Raw genomic sequence first — 15216 nt, forward strand, 5'->3', positions numbered from 1 at the left:
AAATGAAGAATGTAGAATTGAAGGAGAACATCATGACTTTTGAAGAAATCCTGCCTGGATTAAAGGCCAAGAAAAAATATGTACGAACTGGTTGAGGAGGGGCTGAAAACTATGTTCAGCTTTTTGACACTATCGAGCAAAACGGGGTTGCACTTGAAGTGACGCCTTATTTCCTAATCAACGTGTCTGGGGAGGGAGAAGGTTTTTCCATGTGGAGTCCGACACCTTGTGATGTTTTGGCGACAGATTGGGTAGAAGTGCATGACTAGACGTGTATTGATTACGGGAGTGAGTTCAGGGATTGGTCTGGCTCAAGCTCGACTCTTTTTAGAGAATGGCTATCAAGTATATGGAGTGGACCAAGGTGAAAATCCACTCTTGGAGGGTGATTTTCACTTTTTACAGAGAGATTTGATCTTAGACTTGAAACCTGTTTTTGACTGGTGCCCTCAGGTGGATGTTTTATGTAATACTGCAGGAGTTTTGGATGCTTACAAACCCTTACTGGAACAATCAGCCCAGGAAATTCAAGAGATTTTTGAAATCAACTATATGACTCCTGTTGAGTTGACTCGTTATTATTTGACGCAAATGCTGGAAAATAAAAAAGGAATCATCATCAATATGTGTTCGATTGCTTCAAGTCTAGCTGGCGGAGGTGGTCACGCCTATACCTCGTCTAAGCACGCCTTAGTTGGCTTTACCAAGCAGTTGGCTCTAGACTATGCAGAGGCAGGTATTCAGGTCTATGGGATTGCTCCAGGGGCAGTCAAGACAGCTATGACCGCTGCGGACTTTGAACCAGGTGGCTTAGCTGACTGGGTAGCTAGTGAAACGCCAATCAAGCGCTGGATTGAGCCAGAGGAAGTAGCAGAAATTAGCCTTTTCTTAGCAAGTGGAAAAGCGAGCGCCATGCAGGGACAAATTTTGACAATAGATGGTGGCTGGTCTTTGAAGTAGGAGGAGTTGGATGGAAATCAAAAAACACTTTGGAGTCTATGCTGTTTGCTTTGAAAATGGGAAGTTACTCTGCATTGAAAAAACGAGGGGCCCTTATCAACATCGTTATGATTTACCAGGTGGTAGTCAGCAACTTGGGGAAGGATTGACGGAAACGCTGATTAGAGAAGTTATGGAAGAGACGGGATATACTGTTAGAAGCTACTCCAATCCTCGAATCTACGATGTTTTCGTCAGGGAAGAGTTAAAAAATTTTATGGTTCACCATATCATGGCATTTTATGATATTGAGGTCAACGAGAAGGAAGCTCAAGTCACGATTTCTGAAGCTGTCTCTGATGGTGCGAATGATTCACTCGGATATGTTTGGATGGATATTCAGAAAATCACAGAAGAAAATGCATCACCATTAGTCTTGAAGGTTAAGTCTGAATTATTAGAATTTCCAGAACTGGATAAGACTTCTTACATGAATTGGAAGGTGAATGATGAGAAACCAACTTGTCCTTAGTGGAGAACAAATTGTTGAAAAAGTGTATCCTCAGTTATTGCACCACGTCGGTATGATTCGTGGAGAATACTTACTGAGAGAGCTTAATCAAAACATCCTATTACCAAGTTGTCAGCAATTTGTAAAAGATTATCTAGATACCATTTGCTCCTTGTACTCAGATGAAGAGGTTTGGTATCGTTTTTCAGAGTTAACAAATACAGAAGCTAATTGTTTAGAGGGGACTAAAGAGCATTTTGATGAAAATCATCCCTTGTTTGGATATAGAGGGATAAGGCGTTTGCTGGCGTGTCCGAATGAATTTCAGGCTGAGGCACATGTCGTTACAGAAGTTTATCAAACCAATCCTAATCTGTCTGTTATTTTTCCTTTTGTCAATGATGCCGACCAATTAAAACAAGCTATTAGAGTATTGCGTGAGCATGGTTTTACTGGAAAAGTCGGTACAATGATTGAATTACCGTCAGCATATTTTGACTTGGACAGGATACTGGAAACTGGTATTTCAAAGATTATAGTTGGAATGAATGATTTGACTTCTTTTGTTTTTGCGACTGTGAGAAACAGTCAATGGCATGATATGGAAAGTCCAATAATGTTAGATATGCTGAGAGACATGCAGGATAAAGCAAGGATGAAAAAGATTGACTTTGCTGTAGCAGGCTATCTGAATGCTTCTTTCATACAAAAAATGAATCAGATGGGTATCAAGTGTATTATCCACTACAGTTCTATTCCAGAGATTTTTAATTTAGAGATTGATCATCCAGACCATCTCAAACGTGTAAAAGAAGTGAGTAAAAAATTACAAAGGAGCAACCCATGACACCGCAAGAAATGTGGAATGCGTATAAGCAAATTAACCCCTCGATTGGAGATGAGATAGATGCCTGGGCTTTTGGAGTGGAAGGCGATCTCTTGGCAGGTTTGGTTTTAAAAGGCGAAAAGACAGCAACCGCCTCAGCCTACGACCTCTACGCAATAGAGGACGAACCTCTTCCGCAAGAAGGGACCTTCGATGTCATTTTAGACAGTCAAAATCAGGCTGTCTGCATTGTCGAAATTACTAAGGTCTCCGTTCAGCATTTCAATCAAGTTTCTGCAGACCATGCCTATAAGGAAGGTGAGGGAGACAAATCTTTAGCCTATTGGCGTCAGGTTCATGAAGACTGTTTCACCGAGTGGATGAGGGAAGCTGGGCTGCCTTTTACGCCTGACAGCAAGGTCGTTTTGGAAGAATTTCGCAAGGTCTACCCACTGTAGACTGCAGAAGGAAGAAAGTTTTGGAAATTACCGTCCAATCCTTTTTTCTAAAGCAAAACATGATATAATAAGTTTGTTTGAAGAAGAGTAAAACTCTTAAACTTAGAATAGGAGAAAACTATGCAAGCAGTTGAACATTTTATTACCCAATTTGTTCCTGAACATTATGATTTATTTTTAGACTTGAGTCGTGAGACCAAGACCTTTTCCGGGAAGGTAACCATTACTGGTCAAGCACAGAGTGATCGTATTTCCCTTCACCAAAAAGACTTGGAAATCACTTCTGTGGAAGTTGCAGGTCAAGCTCGTCCATTTACAGTTGACCATGACAATGAAGCCCTTCATATCGAATTGGCTGAGGCTGGTCAAGTTGAATTAGTCATCGCTTTTTCAGGAAAAATCACAGACAACATGACAGGTATTTACCCTTCTTACTACACAGTTGATGGAGTCAAGAAGGAAGTCTTGTCTACTCAGTTCGAGAGCCATTTTGCGCGCGAAGCCTTCCCATGTGTGGATGAGCCAGAAGCAAAAGCGACTTTTGACCTCGCTCTACGTTTTGACCAAGCAGAAGGTGAAGTGGCCTTGTCAAACATGCCAGAAATTGATGTGGAAAACCGTAAGGAAACAGGCATCTGGAAGTTTGCGACAACACCTCGTATGTCTTCTTACTTGTTGGCCTTTGTAGCAGGTGATTTGCAAGGTGTGACCGCTAAAACTAAAAACGGTACCCTTGTAGGTGTCTACTCAACCAAAGCTCACCCATTATCCAACCTTGATTTCTCACTGGACATCGCCGTTCGCTCTATCGAGTTTTATGAAGATTACTACGGAGTTAAGTACCCAATCCCTCAATCACTTCACATCGCCCTTCCTGACTTCTCAGCAGGTGCTATGGAAAACTGGGGTCTTGTGACTTATCGTGAAGTTTACTTGGTTGTGGATGAGAACTCAACCTTTGCTAGTCGACAACAAGTTGCCCTTGTTGTGGCACATGAGTTGGCTCACCAATGGTTTGGTAACCTCGTGACTATGAAATGGTGGGATGATCTTTGGCTTAATGAAAGCTTCGCAAACATGATGGAATACGTCTGTGTGGATGCCATCGAGCCAAGTTGGAATATCTTTGAAGACTTCCAAACAGGTGGAGTTCCAGCGGCGCTTAAACGTGACGCGACGGATGGCGTTCAGTCTGTCCATGTCGAAGTCAAACACCCAGATGAAATCAATACGCTCTTTGATGGCGCTATCGTCTATGCTAAAGGAAGCCGTCTCATGCACATGCTTCGTCGTTGGCTAGGTGATGCGGATTTCGCTAAAGGATTGCATGCCTACTTTGAAAAACACCAGTACAGCAATACCATCGGTCGTGACCTTTGGAATGCTCTCGGACAAGCATCAGGTCGTGATGTTGCAGCCTTCATGGACTCTTGGTTGGAACAACCTGGTTACCCAGTTCTCACTGTCAAAGTTGAAAATGATGTCTTGAAGATTTCACAAAAACAATTCTTTATCGGTGAGCATGAAGACAAGAACCGCCTCTGGGTAGTGCCACTCAACAGCAACTGGAAAGGTCTACCAGATACACTTGAAACTGAAAGTATCGAAATTCCTGGCTACGCCGCTCTTCTTGCTGAAAATAAAGGAGCACTTCGCCTTAACACTGAAAATACAGCCCACTACATTACAGACTATCAAGGAGACTTGTTAGATGCTGTTCTTGCTGAGCTAGAGTCACTTGATAACACAAGCAAACTGCAAATCGTCCAAGAACGTCGTCTGCTTGCTGAAGCAGGGCACATTTCTTATGCTGACTTGCTCCCAGTCCTTGATAAACTTGCTAAGGAAGAGTCTTACCTTGTTGTTTCAGCTGTTTCTCAAGTGATTGCTGCCCTTGAACGCTTTATCGATGAAGGTACAGAAGCTGAGAAAGCCTTTAACAGTCTGGTTGCTAAATTGGCTCGTCATAACTATGACCGTCTTGGTTTTGAAGCTAAAGACGGAGAATCAGATGAGGATGAATTGGTTCGTCAGCTGGCCGTTTCTATGATGATTCGCTCCAATGATGCAGAAGCTAGTCAAGTCGCTAGTCAAATCTTTGCAGCTCATAAGGAGAACCTTGCAGGACTTCCAGCAGCCATCCGTGCACAAGTTCTCATCAATGAGATGAAACACCATGAGACCAAGGACTTGGTCGCAACTTATCTGGACCTCTACACTCATGCGACGGATGCGGTCTTCAAACGCCAGTTGGCAGCTGCTCTAGCCTACAGTACAGATGCTGACAATATCCAAACCTTGATTAGTTCATGGAAGGACAAATTTGTGGTCAAACCTCAAGACCTTTCTTCATGGTACCTCCAATTCCTCGGACACCAAGCAACTCAAGAGACTGTTTGGGTATGGGCGCGCGAAAACTGGGATTGGATCAAGGCAGCTCTTGGTGGCGACATGAGCTTTGACAGCTTTGTCATCTTCCCATCACATATCTTTAAAACAGAGCAACGCTTGGCAGAGTACAAGGAATTCTTTGAACCACAACTTTCTGACCTAGCTCTTAGCCGTAATATCCGCATGGGGATCAAGGATATCGCAGCGCGTGTTGACTTGATTAAGCGTGAAAAAGCTGCAGTAGAAGCTGTTGTAGCCCAATATGCTAAAGCTTAATTCGTTTATGTAAACAAAAACTCAACTTTCTATCTGAAAAGAAGAGAGAGTTGAGTTTTTTTTAAGGCAATTTTGGTATAATAATCATAAGAAGGAGGAGTTTCTGATGATAAAAATCTTATTAGTAGAAGATGACCTGGGTCTGTCAAACTCAGTATTTGACTTTTTGGATGATTTTGCAGATGTCATGCAGGTCTTTGATGGAGAAGAAGGTCTCTACGAAGCTGAAAGTGGCGTTTATGACTTGATTTTGCTTGACCTGATGTTGCCGGAAAAAAATGGGTTCCAAGTCTTGAAAGAATTGCGTGAAAAAGGAATCACGACACCAGTCCTTATCATGACTGCCAAAGAGAGTTTGGATGACAAGGGACACGGTTTTGAGCTTGGAGCGGATGACTACCTCACCAAACCTTTCTACCTTGAAGAACTCAAAATGCGAATCCAAGCCCTTCTCAAACGTTCAGGTAAGTTTAACGAAAACACCTTGACCTATGGAGATATTGTCGTCAACCTTTCAACGAATGAAGTGAAGGTGGAAGACACTCCTGTGGAACTACTCGGAAAAGAGTTTGAATTATTGGTTTACTTCCTTCAAAATCAAAATGTTATTCTTCCTAAGACGCAAATTTTTGACCGTCTATGGGGATTTGATAGCGATACGACGATTTCCGTTGTAGAAGTCTATGTCTCAAAAGTTCGTAAGAAATTGAAGGGAACAGCCTTTGCTGAAAATCTTCAAACCTTGCGTAGTGTCGGGTATATTTTAAAAGATGTTCAATAAACTAAAAAAAACATGGTATGCGGATGATTTCAGCTATTTCATTCGAAACTTTGGAGTGTTCACCCTGATCTTCTCTGCTATGACCTTGATTATCCTCCAGGTCATGCACTCGAGTCTCTACACTTCTGTAGATGAAAAACTCCAAGCCCTTAGTAGCAGTCCCCAAGCGGTTATCCAGTTAGCCCTGAATCGGGCAACTGAAGAGGTTAAGGATATTCAACCAGCAACAGCGGATGCCAACAAGGCTGAAAACAAGCCCAATGTCAGCTCCAATACGGAAGTCTTGCTCTTTGACAAGGATTTTAATCAGCTCTTACTGGGCAATCGCTTTTTAGGTTTGGACAAGATCAAGCTGGACAAAAAGGAGTTGAATCACATTCGCCAAATCCAAGTTGTCAATAGCTATGGTCAGGAAGAAACCTATCGGATGATTTTGATGGAAACCAACTCATCTTCCGTCTCAAGTAACGTCAAATATGCTGCGGTTTTAATCAATACCAGCCAGCTCGAGCAAATCAGCCAAAACCACGAGCATTTAATTGTTGTAGTCATGGCTAGTTTCTGGCTCCTGTCTTTAATTGCCAGTGTTTATCTGGCACGTGTCAGTGTCAAACCCTTGCTGGAAAGTATGCAAAAGCAGAAGTCCTTTGTTGAAAATGCGAGTCACGAACTGAGAACGCCTTTGGCCGTTTTACAAAATCGTTTAGAAAATCTCTTTCGAAAACCAGAGGCAACGATTATGGAATCCAGCGAAAGTATCGCTTCCAGTCTTGAAGAAGTTCGCAACATGCGCTTCCTCACGACCAATCTTCTCAACCTTGCACGTCGCGATGATGGAATTAAACCAGAAATAGCAGAAGTATCACCACAGTTCTTTAAGACGACCTTTGCTAACTATGAGTTGATTGCTTCTGAAAATGATCGTATTTTTGAGTATGAAAATCGGATTTATCGTCCCTTTATGACCGATCAGTTGCTCCTAAAACAGCTCATGACCATCTTATTTGACAATGCCATCAAGTATACTGAAGAAGATGGGAAAATTGAGTTTATAGTCCATGCTACAGATCGTCACCTCTATCTAACAGTAACGGATAACGGAATTGGAATCTCAGCTGCTGACAAGAAGAAAATCTTTGACCGTTTTTATCGTGTAGACAAGGCAAGAACTCGTCAGAAAGGTGGCTTTGGTCTTGGACTATCCTTGGCCAAGCAAATCGTAGATGCCTTACGAGGAACGATTAGCGTAAAAGATAACAAACCTAGAGGAACAATTTTTGAAGTTAAGATCGCTATTCAATCTCCTTCAAAACGTAAGAATAAATAAAAAAGACAGTTAGAGAACTGTCTTTTTTGATAACTAGAAAAGAGGTTGGTAGTAGTACCAACCTTTATTTCGAAAATTTTCGTTTCATTATCTTTCGTTGAAGTTGTAAAAGGGCGAAACTAAGACCCATTGCAGCGACAAAGGATAAAGCTGTATTTAATTTTATAGCTAAAAAGATAAAACTAAAAAGTGCCATAAAAATACAGAAACAAGCGATATTTACAAAAAATAAAATCTCTTTTAGGTTAGGGCCGACTGGGGCTTCAGGTGTGTAATCTTGGTAAAGCGGAGTTTGTTTTGATTCGGGAGCTTGTTCAAACTCATAAGCTTCTAGTTTTCTTGCGGACATGATTCTCTCCTTAACAGTACATAACTATTTTATCATTTTTTATGCAGAGAATTATTACAGAATTGTTACAAAACTACTAAAGTCTCTTATCAACTTCTAAGTCTCTCTTCTTGACACCCACTGGGGAAAATGATAGCATGGATGTTACACTTAAAACAGATGACCTGACCTTCTTAATTATAAATATACTGAGAAAGAAAAGGATAACTTATATAAATTGATAGCAAGCTGAGGCTTTTTCCTAAGATGATTTGTTGAGTTGCTACCTGGATACTTTTGAAGAGTATTGGTAGGAGTTGTTTTGAATGGATGGAAGGACAGAGATTCTGTCTATTGGACTGGGTGGCTTTTTGCTACCTCTGGGAAATGTTAAAGGAGATAAGCATGTATCTTGCTATCAAAGAGATATTACGAAACAAACTTCGATATAGTTTGATCTTAACGACCATTTTTCTTATCGCTTTTATGGTCTTTTTTATGACCAGTCTAGCTCTCGGTCTTGTGCGAAACAACCGGGCCGCTATTGATAATTGGCAAGCAACGGGTGTCGTTTTATCCGACTACGCAAATGATAATTTGACGGCATCTTTTATTCCTGAAAAGGACTACAAGGATAAGAATTCTAAAGAGGCTGCTCCATTGGGCTATATGTTCGCTGTGACCAATCTAGTCGATGGTAGTGAAAAGGTCAATGTTTCCATTTTTGCTCAAGACTGGGACTCTTCTATCTCTCCTAGTTTGACGGAGGGTCGTTATCCTGAAAGAGATGATGAGGTTGTCGTGGATCAGTCTTTTGAGAACTATGGGATGAAGCTAGGTGATGCCATTCAGCTCAATGGAAGCGAGATAAGTTACAAGATCGTAGGCTTGACTCAAGGAAATAAATTTTTCACCGAGCCTGTTGTCTTTACGAGTCTGACAACTTATTGGACCTTACAAGGAACCTTGAAAGCCAATCGTTCCGTCTCTGCCTTGGTATTGAAAAATGACATAGAAGTGTCTGGCGATGGATTGAAACAGATTTCCATTCCAAAAATGATATCGAAAATTCCTGGTTACACGCCTCAGGTGAATGTATTTTCAGGAATGATTCTTGCTATGATTGTCATTACAGGCTTGATTGTGGGGATTTTTGTTTATATCATTACCATTCAAAAACTAGGACTTTATGGAATAATGCGAGCTCAAGGAATACAGATCAAAATCATTGTATGGTCTCTTTTCTGTCAAATCTTCCTCCTAGCTGGTATGGGGATTGCTTTAGCCTTACTTGCTATTGGTGGAGTGATTTTAGTCTTACCAGCTACCTTCTTTTTCTACCCAAGTTGGATAGCCTACTCTGTCCTAAGTTTGGTAATTTGCTTGATGGCCCTTCTAGGTGGTGTCATTTCACTTCCACGCTTGCTAAAGGTGGACCCGATTACTGCGATTGCAGAGTGATAAGGAGAATAGTATGACAACATTGATAGAAATGAATCAAGTGACAAAAACTTACGGGGAAGGAAAGATGAAAGTCGTAGCCTTGCATGAGACGAATTTTCAGCTAAATGCGGGAGAGTTCGTAGCTATCGTTGGACCTTCAGGATCTGGAAAGACGACCTTTCTAACAACTCTAGGACAACTTCAGGAGGCATCGAGTGGAAAGATTCTAGTCAAGGGGAAGGAAACAGGCAGTTTAACGGAGAAGGAAAAAACAGATCTCCGTTTTAGAGAGTTTGGTTTCATTCTCCAGGCTTCAAACTTAATTCCTTTTCTAACGGTCAAGGAACAGCTAGATTTGATAGACAGACTAGATAAGGGGAAAAATAGTAAAAGTGACCGAAAAGAGCTGTTTGACTTGTTGGATTTGGAAAAAGTTCAAAATCATTATCCCAAAGCTCTATCGGGTGGTGAACGTCAACGTGCCGCGATTGCTAGAGCGCTCTATAACAATCCAAGCATTGTGCTTGCAGATGAGCCGACAGCCAGTCTTGACACTGAGCGTGCTTACCAAGTAACGGAGATGCTGGCTGCCATTGCCCATGAACAAGGTAGAGGAGTTGTTATGATTACGCACGATACTCGTCTTCTTGATAAGGTTGATCGTATTTATGTCATGAACGATGGCCACCTAGTTGAAGAAACACATGCATAAAATAGAGTGAATGGTACAAGTTACTGTTCACTTTTTTGATTGGAAAAGATAGAAACAAGTTTAACTTTTTGTGAAACTCTCAGTAACCATAGCTGATTTTTGAGAAATGTGGTATAATCTTCCTTATGGAAAAGATTATCATTACAGCAACTGCTGAAAGTATTGAACAAGTTGAACAACTACTCGAAGCTGGCGTAGACCGTATCTATGTCGGTGAGAAAGATTTTGGCCTTCGTCTGCCAACGACTTTTAGTCATGACCAATTGCGTGAGATTGCTAAGTTGGTTCATGAAGCTGGCAAAGAATTGATTGTTTCGGTTAATGCCCTCATGCACCAAGATATGATGGACCGTATCAAGCCTTTCCTAGACTTCTTGGAAGAAATCAAGACAGACTATATTACTGTTGGGGATGCAGGTGTCTTTTACGTTGTCAATCGCGATGGTTATTCCTTTAAGACCATTTATGATGCTTCAACCATGGTAACAAGCAGTCGTCAGATTAACTTCTGGGGTCAAAAGGCTGGCGCCTCTGAGGCGGTTTTGGCGCGTGAAATTCCATCTGCTGAACTCTTCAAGATGCCAGAGATTTTGGAAATTCCTGCTGAAGTATTGGTTTATGGGGCTAGTGTCATTCACCATTCTAAGCGTCCGCTCTTGCAAAACTACTATAACTTCACGCACATCGATGATGAAAAGACACGTAAACGTGACCTCTTCTTAGCAGAACCGAGTGACCCTGAGAGCCATTATTCTATCTTTGAAGACAATCATGGTACTCACATCTTTGCCAACAATGACCTTGATTTGATGACCAAATTGACAGAATTGGTCGAGCACGGCTTTACTCACTGGAAGCTAGAGGGGCTCTACACACCTGGTCAGAATTTTGTAGAAATTGCTAAACTCTTTATCCAAGCACGTAGCTTGATTCAAGAGGGGAATTTCAGCCATGACCAAGCTTTCTTGTTAGATGAGGAAGTGCGCAAGTTACACCCTAAAAACCGTTTCCTCGACACAGGATTCTATGATTACGATCCTGATATGGTTAAATAGGACACCAAAACCCGAAATAAAAATGTTCGGGTTTTTCCAGTGTATCCATGAAATAAAAACGGATACATGTTATAATAAAAATAGCTCTTTAATGGAGGTGTTTGAGTGGAAAATCTGAAGAAAATGGCAGGTATCAAGGCTGCTGAGTTTGTCAAGGATGGCATGGTAGTCGGACTTGGAACGGGCTCTACTGCCTACTATTTCGTAGAAGAAATCGGTCGTCGGATTAAGGAAGAAGGTTTGCAGATTACTGCTGTGACAACTTCCAGTGTGACTAGTAAACAGGCTGAAGGTCTTAACATCCCGCTCAAGTCAATTGATCAAGTAGACTTTGTCGATGTGACGGTTGATGGGGCGGATGAAGTAGATAGCCAGTTTAACGGAATCAAAGGCGGTGGTGGTGCCCTTCTGATGGAGAAGGTTGTGGCAACGCCCTCAAAAGAATACATTTGGGTGGTAGATGAAAGCAAACTAGTAGAGAAACTAGGTGCTTTTAAATTGCCAGTAGAAGTGGTTCAGTATGGTGCAGAACAGGTCTTTCGTCGGTTTGAACGAGCTGGCTACAAACCAAGTTTCCGTGAAAAAGACGGCCAACGTTTTGTGACCGATATGCAGAACTTTATCATTGATCTTGCCTTGGATGTCATTGAAGATCCGATTACTTTCGGGCAAGAAATGGACCATGTCGTTGGTGTCGTAGAGCATGGCTTGTTCAACCAAATGGTGGACAAGGTCATCGTAGCGGGACGAGATGGTGTTCAGATTTTAACTTCAACAAAAGCAAGATAACTAAAATAATAAGGAGACAGATTATGTCAAAATTTAATCGTATTCACTTGGTGGTACTGGATTCTGTAGGAATCGGTGCTGCGCCAGATGCCAATAACTTTGTCAATGCAGGGGTTCCAGACGGAGCTTCTGACACACTGGGACACATTTCAAAAACCGTTGGTTTGAATGTACCAAACATGGCTAAAATCGGTCTAGGAAATATTCCTCGCGAAACGCCGCTTAAGACTGTACCAGCTGAAAGCAATCCAACAGGTTATGCAACAAAATTGGAAGAAGTTTCCCTTGGTAAGGATACCATGACTGGTCACTGGGAAATCATGGGACTCAACATTACTGAGCCTTTCGATACTTTCTGGAACGGATTCCCAGAAGAAATCCTGACAAAAATCGAAGAATTTTCTGGACGTAAGGTCATTCGTGAAGCCAACAAACCTTACTCAGGAACAGCTGTTATCGATGATTTTGGACCACGTCAGATGGAAACTGGGGAGTTGATTATCTATACTTCAGCTGACCCTGTTTTGCAGATTGCTGCCCACGAAGACATTATTCCTTTGGATGAATTGTACCGTATCTGTGAATATGCTCGTTCGATTACTCTTGAACGTCCAGCCCTTTTAGGTCGTATCATTGCTCGTCCTTATGTGGGTGAACCAGGTAACTTCACTCGTACGGCAAATCGTCGTGACTTGGCCGTATCTCCATTTGCCCCGACTGTTTTGGATAAATTGAACGAAGCTGGCATCGATACGTACGCTGTTGGTAAAATAAACGATATCTTTAACGGTGCGGGTATTAACCATGACATGGGCCACAACAAGTCAAACAGCCACGGAATTGATACATTATTGAAGACAATGGGACTTGCTGGGTTTGAAAAAGGATTCTCCTTCACAAACTTGGTGGACTTTGATGCCCTTTACGGCCACCGCCGCAATGCTCATGGTTACCGTGATTGCTTGCATGAGTTTGATGAGCGCTTGCCTGAAATTATCGCAGCTATGAGAGAGGATGACCTTCTCTTGATTACTGCTGACCATGGAAATGACCCAACCTATGCAGGAACAGACCACACTCGTGAATATATTCCACTTTTAGCTTACAGCCCTAGCTTTAAGGGAAATGGTGTCATTCCAGTTGGACATTTTGCAGATATCTCAGCAACAGTTGCGGATAACTTTGGAGTGGAAACTGCCATGATTGGGGAAAGTTTCTTAGATAAATTGGTATAAGATGACACACTATGCTTTACTGGTTAGGGGCATTAATGTCGGTGGGAAAAATAAAGTTGTCATGGCGCAACTTCGTCAAGAACTGACAGAGTTGGGACTGGAAAAGGTTGAAACCTACATCAACAGTGGCAACATTTTCTTTACTTCGACAGCTCCCAAAGCCCAATTGGTTGAAAAGTTAGAGGCTTTCTTTGAAATCCATTATCCATTTATTCAGAGCTTTTCCTTGTTGAGTCTTGAGGACTTTGAAGAGGAACTTGAAAATCTGCCTGAATGGTGGACCAAAGATTTGGCACGAAAGGACGTCCTCTTTTACACGGAGGGCTTGGATGTGGATCAAGTCATCGAGAAAGTTGAAAGTTTGGAACTGAAAGATGAAGTGATTCATTTTGGAAGACTTGGGATTTTCTGGGGGAAATTCTCTGAAAAATCCTACTATGCAACTGCCTATCACAAGTACTTGCTCAAGATGCCTTTCTACCGCAACATCACCATTCGCAACGCAAAAACCTTTGACAAAATCGGTCAAATGCTAAAAAATAATAAAGGAGACACACAATGACATTTTTAGATAAAATCAAGGAAACAGCTGCTTTCCTGAAAGACAAGGGAATCCAAGCACCTGAGTTTGGTTTAATCCTTGGATCAGGACTTGGAGAATTGGCAGAAGAAATCGAAAATCCAGTTGTAGTAGACTATGCAGACATTCCAAACTGGGGCCGCTCTACAGTAGTTGGGCACGCTGGTAAATTGGTATATGGTGAACTTGCAGGGCGCAAGGTCTTGGCTCTTCAAGGACGCTTCCATTTCTACGAGGGAAATCCTCTTGAAGTCGTGACTTTCCCAGTACGTGTAATGAAAGTACTCGGATGTGAAGGTGTCATTGTAACCAATGCAGCTGGAGGTATTGGATTTGGTCCTGGTACCTTGATGGCTATCTCAGACCATATCAATATGACGGGGGAAAACCCATTGATGGGTGAAAACTTGGATGATTTTGGTCCACGTTTCCCAGATATGTCTAAAGCCTACACTCCAGAATACCGTGCTACTGCCCATGAAGTGGCTAAAAAACTCGGTATCAAGCTTGATGAAGGTGTCTATATTGGTGTAACAGGTCCGACTTATGAAACCCCAGCAGAGATTCGTGCCTATAAGACATTGGGAGCAGATGCAGTTGGTATGTCTACAGTTCCTGAAGTTATTGTGGCAGCTCACTCGGGCTTGAAAGTTCTCGGTATTTCATGTATTACGAACCATGCTGCTGGTTTCCAAGAAGAACTCAACCACGAGGAAGTTGTGGAAGTGACAGAGCGTGTTAAAGGCGACTTCAAAGGCTTGCTTAAAGCGATTCTTGCTGAATTGTAATGTCATGAGAGTTCACTTTATTTTACATGAGACATTTGAGGTTCCAGGCGCATATCTAAAATGGGCTCTAGAACGAGGTCATCAAATTACATCAACAAAGGTTTATGAAAAAGAACCTCTTCCTGAAACAATTGACGGGATTAATTTTCTGATTGTCATGGGTGGTCCTCAATCACCTGATGAGGATAGAGAAAACTTCCCATACTATGATCCAAAGGCTGAGCTTGCTTTTATGAAAGAAGCGATTGCTGCAGATATTTATATTGTTGGTGTCTGTCTTGGTGCGCAACTCCTGTCTGTTGCCTATGGTGCGAAGTATGAACATAGTCCAGAGCGCGAGATCGGCGTTTATCCTGTGACATTGACGATGCAAGGTCTAACAGATCCTCATGTCAGCTTGTTCGGAAAAAACATAGAAACCGGCCACTGGCATGGTGATATGCCAGGGCTGACAGAGGATGCTGTTGTTCTTGCGACCAGTCAAGGTTGTCCACGTCAGATTATTCGTTTCAGTCCAAAACATTATGCCTTTCAGGCTCATTTGGAATTTGATCCAGACGCAATAGAGTTATTGATTGCTGCGGATGGTGAGGAGAAATTAAGAGAGCAAAGTGAAAAGTTGCCTTTTGTTCAAACACCAGAAGAATTACGTGGAAACGATTATTCTGAAATGAATGCAAAACTGTATGTATTTTTAGATTCATTGGTAAACTAGGAATTACAGAAAGGCAGAGTATCTGAGTTATAGTCAAACTCGGGCTAATTGTTCTGTGAAAT

General features: G+C 41.9%; 16 protein-coding genes and 1 pseudogene. 16 read left to right on the plus strand and 1 reads right to left on the minus strand.

Going from position 1 to position 15216, the window contains the following annotated elements; all coding sequences use genetic code 11:
• The first annotated feature begins 32 nt into the window (after positions 1-32).
• From AXF18_RS07085 to AXF18_RS07120, 8 genes and pseudogenes are all read left to right on the plus strand, one after another.
• Positions 33-269 (plus strand): annotated as a pseudogene (locus tag AXF18_RS07085) (DUF2829 domain-containing protein).
• Positions 262-960, plus strand: coding sequence for a 3-oxoacyl-ACP reductase (locus tag AXF18_RS07090; RefSeq protein ID WP_000198460.1), 699 nt, complete (start codon positions 262-264; stop codon positions 958-960). Before AXF18_RS07085 ends, AXF18_RS07090 begins: the two are co-directional and overlap by 8 nt.
• Before the next feature lie 10 nt (positions 961-970).
• Positions 971-1471 carry an NUDIX hydrolase gene (locus tag AXF18_RS07095; RefSeq protein ID WP_000403335.1) on the plus strand — a complete coding sequence of 167 codons (501 nt, stop codon included), beginning with the start codon at positions 971-973 and terminating at the stop codon, positions 1469-1471.
• On the plus strand, positions 1449-2297 hold the full coding sequence (locus tag AXF18_RS07100; RefSeq protein WP_002880722.1) for a putative PEP-binding protein: 849 nt from the start codon (positions 1449-1451) through the stop codon (positions 2295-2297). Before AXF18_RS07095 ends, AXF18_RS07100 begins: the two co-directional genes overlap by 23 nt.
• A complete protein-coding gene (locus tag AXF18_RS07105; RefSeq protein WP_000188817.1) occupies positions 2294-2734 on the plus strand; it encodes an ASCH domain-containing protein in 441 nt (146 codons plus the stop codon). The genes AXF18_RS07100 and AXF18_RS07105 overlap by 4 nt, the downstream gene beginning before the upstream one ends.
• Positions 2735-2854: 120 nt before the next feature.
• The gene (locus AXF18_RS07110; protein ID WP_001149146.1) at positions 2855-5401 is read left to right on the plus strand and encodes a M1 family metallopeptidase; all 2547 of its coding nucleotides are present in this window, start codon (positions 2855-2857) and stop codon (positions 5399-5401) included.
• 106 nt (positions 5402-5507) lie between these two features.
• Positions 5508-6182 carry a two-component system response regulator CiaR gene (gene ciaR, locus AXF18_RS07115; RefSeq protein ID WP_000590630.1) on the plus strand — a complete coding sequence of 225 codons (675 nt, stop codon included), beginning with the start codon at positions 5508-5510 and terminating at the stop codon, positions 6180-6182.
• Complete coding sequence (locus AXF18_RS07120; RefSeq protein ID WP_065371728.1) at positions 6172-7509, plus strand: cell wall metabolism sensor histidine kinase WalK; 1338 nt, start codon at positions 6172-6174, stop codon at positions 7507-7509. Before ciaR ends, AXF18_RS07120 begins: the two co-directional genes overlap by 11 nt.
• Positions 7510-7573: 64 nt before the next feature.
• On the opposite strand, the gene AXF18_RS07125 is transcribed toward AXF18_RS07120, so the two are convergent.
• The gene (locus AXF18_RS07125; RefSeq protein WP_001276159.1) at positions 7574-7858 is read right to left on the minus strand and encodes a DUF3270 domain-containing protein; all 285 of its coding nucleotides are present in this window, start codon (positions 7856-7858) and stop codon (positions 7574-7576) included.
• Between the two features lie 384 nt (positions 7859-8242).
• Between AXF18_RS07125 and AXF18_RS07130 the strand changes: the two genes are divergently transcribed.
• From AXF18_RS07130 to AXF18_RS07165, 8 genes are all read left to right on the plus strand, one after another.
• The gene (locus AXF18_RS07130) at positions 8243-9298 is read left to right on the plus strand and encodes an ABC transporter permease (protein ID WP_065371729.1); all 1056 of its coding nucleotides are present in this window, start codon (positions 8243-8245) and stop codon (positions 9296-9298) included.
• A gap of 13 nt (positions 9299-9311) precedes the next feature.
• A complete protein-coding gene (locus AXF18_RS07135) occupies positions 9312-9992 on the plus strand; it encodes an ABC transporter ATP-binding protein (RefSeq protein ID WP_000209231.1) in 681 nt (226 codons plus the stop codon).
• A gap of 125 nt (positions 9993-10117) precedes the next feature.
• Entirely contained in the window at positions 10118-11047 is a 930-nt protein-coding gene (locus tag AXF18_RS07140) for a peptidase U32 family protein (RefSeq protein ID WP_000411170.1), read from the plus strand.
• A 105-nt stretch (positions 11048-11152) separates the two neighbouring features.
• Positions 11153-11836, plus strand: a complete 684-nt coding sequence (gene rpiA / locus AXF18_RS07145) for a ribose-5-phosphate isomerase RpiA (protein WP_000429269.1) — start codon at positions 11153-11155, stop codon at positions 11834-11836.
• 23 nt (positions 11837-11859) lie between these two features.
• Positions 11860-13071 carry a phosphopentomutase gene (locus AXF18_RS07150; RefSeq protein WP_049500403.1) on the plus strand — a complete coding sequence of 404 codons (1212 nt, stop codon included), beginning with the start codon at positions 11860-11862 and terminating at the stop codon, positions 13069-13071.
• A 1-nt stretch (position 13072) separates the two neighbouring features.
• Positions 13073-13633, plus strand: a complete 561-nt coding sequence (locus tag AXF18_RS07155) for a DUF1697 domain-containing protein (RefSeq protein ID WP_049500400.1) — start codon at positions 13073-13075, stop codon at positions 13631-13633.
• Positions 13630-14439, plus strand: a complete 810-nt coding sequence (locus AXF18_RS07160) for a purine-nucleoside phosphorylase (RefSeq protein ID WP_049500398.1) — start codon at positions 13630-13632, stop codon at positions 14437-14439. Before AXF18_RS07155 ends, AXF18_RS07160 begins: the two co-directional genes overlap by 4 nt.
• A 4-nt stretch (positions 14440-14443) precedes the next feature.
• The gene (locus tag AXF18_RS07165; protein WP_065371730.1) at positions 14444-15154 is read left to right on the plus strand and encodes a type 1 glutamine amidotransferase; all 711 of its coding nucleotides are present in this window, start codon (positions 14444-14446) and stop codon (positions 15152-15154) included.
• The last annotated feature ends 62 nt before the right edge of the window (positions 15155-15216 follow it).

The sequence above is a fragment of the Streptococcus sp. oral taxon 064 genome, assembly GCF_001683375.1.
GTDB classification, from domain to species: domain Bacteria; phylum Bacillota; class Bacilli; order Lactobacillales; family Streptococcaceae; genus Streptococcus; species Streptococcus oralis_S.

Bases quoted from the DNA above. Each gene is read 5' to 3' on its own strand.
- AXF18_RS07090 (WP_000198460.1), top strand. From the start codon at position 262: ATGACTAGACGTGTATTGATTACGGGAGTGAGTTCAGGGATTGGTCTG.
- AXF18_RS07095 (WP_000403335.1), top strand. From the start codon at position 971: ATGGAAATCAAAAAACACTTTGGAGTCTATGCTGTTTGCTTTGAAAAT.
- AXF18_RS07100 (WP_002880722.1), top strand. From the start codon at position 1,449: ATGAGAAACCAACTTGTCCTTAGTGGAGAACAAATTGTTGAAAAAGTG.
- AXF18_RS07105 (WP_000188817.1), top strand. From the start codon at position 2,294: ATGACACCGCAAGAAATGTGGAATGCGTATAAGCAAATTAACCCCTCG.
- AXF18_RS07110 (WP_001149146.1), top strand. From the start codon at position 2,855: ATGCAAGCAGTTGAACATTTTATTACCCAATTTGTTCCTGAACATTAT.
- ciaR (WP_000590630.1), top strand. From the start codon at position 5,508: ATGATAAAAATCTTATTAGTAGAAGATGACCTGGGTCTGTCAAACTCA.
- AXF18_RS07120 (WP_065371728.1), top strand. From the start codon at position 6,172: ATGTTCAATAAACTAAAAAAAACATGGTATGCGGATGATTTCAGCTAT.
- AXF18_RS07125 (WP_001276159.1), bottom strand. From the start codon at position 7,858: ATGTCCGCAAGAAAACTAGAAGCTTATGAGTTTGAACAAGCTCCCGAA.
- AXF18_RS07130 (WP_065371729.1), top strand. From the start codon at position 8,243: ATGTATCTTGCTATCAAAGAGATATTACGAAACAAACTTCGATATAGT.
- AXF18_RS07135 (WP_000209231.1), top strand. From the start codon at position 9,312: ATGACAACATTGATAGAAATGAATCAAGTGACAAAAACTTACGGGGAA.
- AXF18_RS07140 (WP_000411170.1), top strand. From the start codon at position 10,118: ATGGAAAAGATTATCATTACAGCAACTGCTGAAAGTATTGAACAAGTT.
- AXF18_RS07150 (WP_049500403.1), top strand. From the start codon at position 11,860: ATGTCAAAATTTAATCGTATTCACTTGGTGGTACTGGATTCTGTAGGA.
- AXF18_RS07155 (WP_049500400.1), top strand. From the start codon at position 13,073: ATGACACACTATGCTTTACTGGTTAGGGGCATTAATGTCGGTGGGAAA.
- AXF18_RS07160 (WP_049500398.1), top strand. From the start codon at position 13,630: ATGACATTTTTAGATAAAATCAAGGAAACAGCTGCTTTCCTGAAAGAC.
- AXF18_RS07165 (WP_065371730.1), top strand. From the start codon at position 14,444: ATGAGAGTTCACTTTATTTTACATGAGACATTTGAGGTTCCAGGCGCA.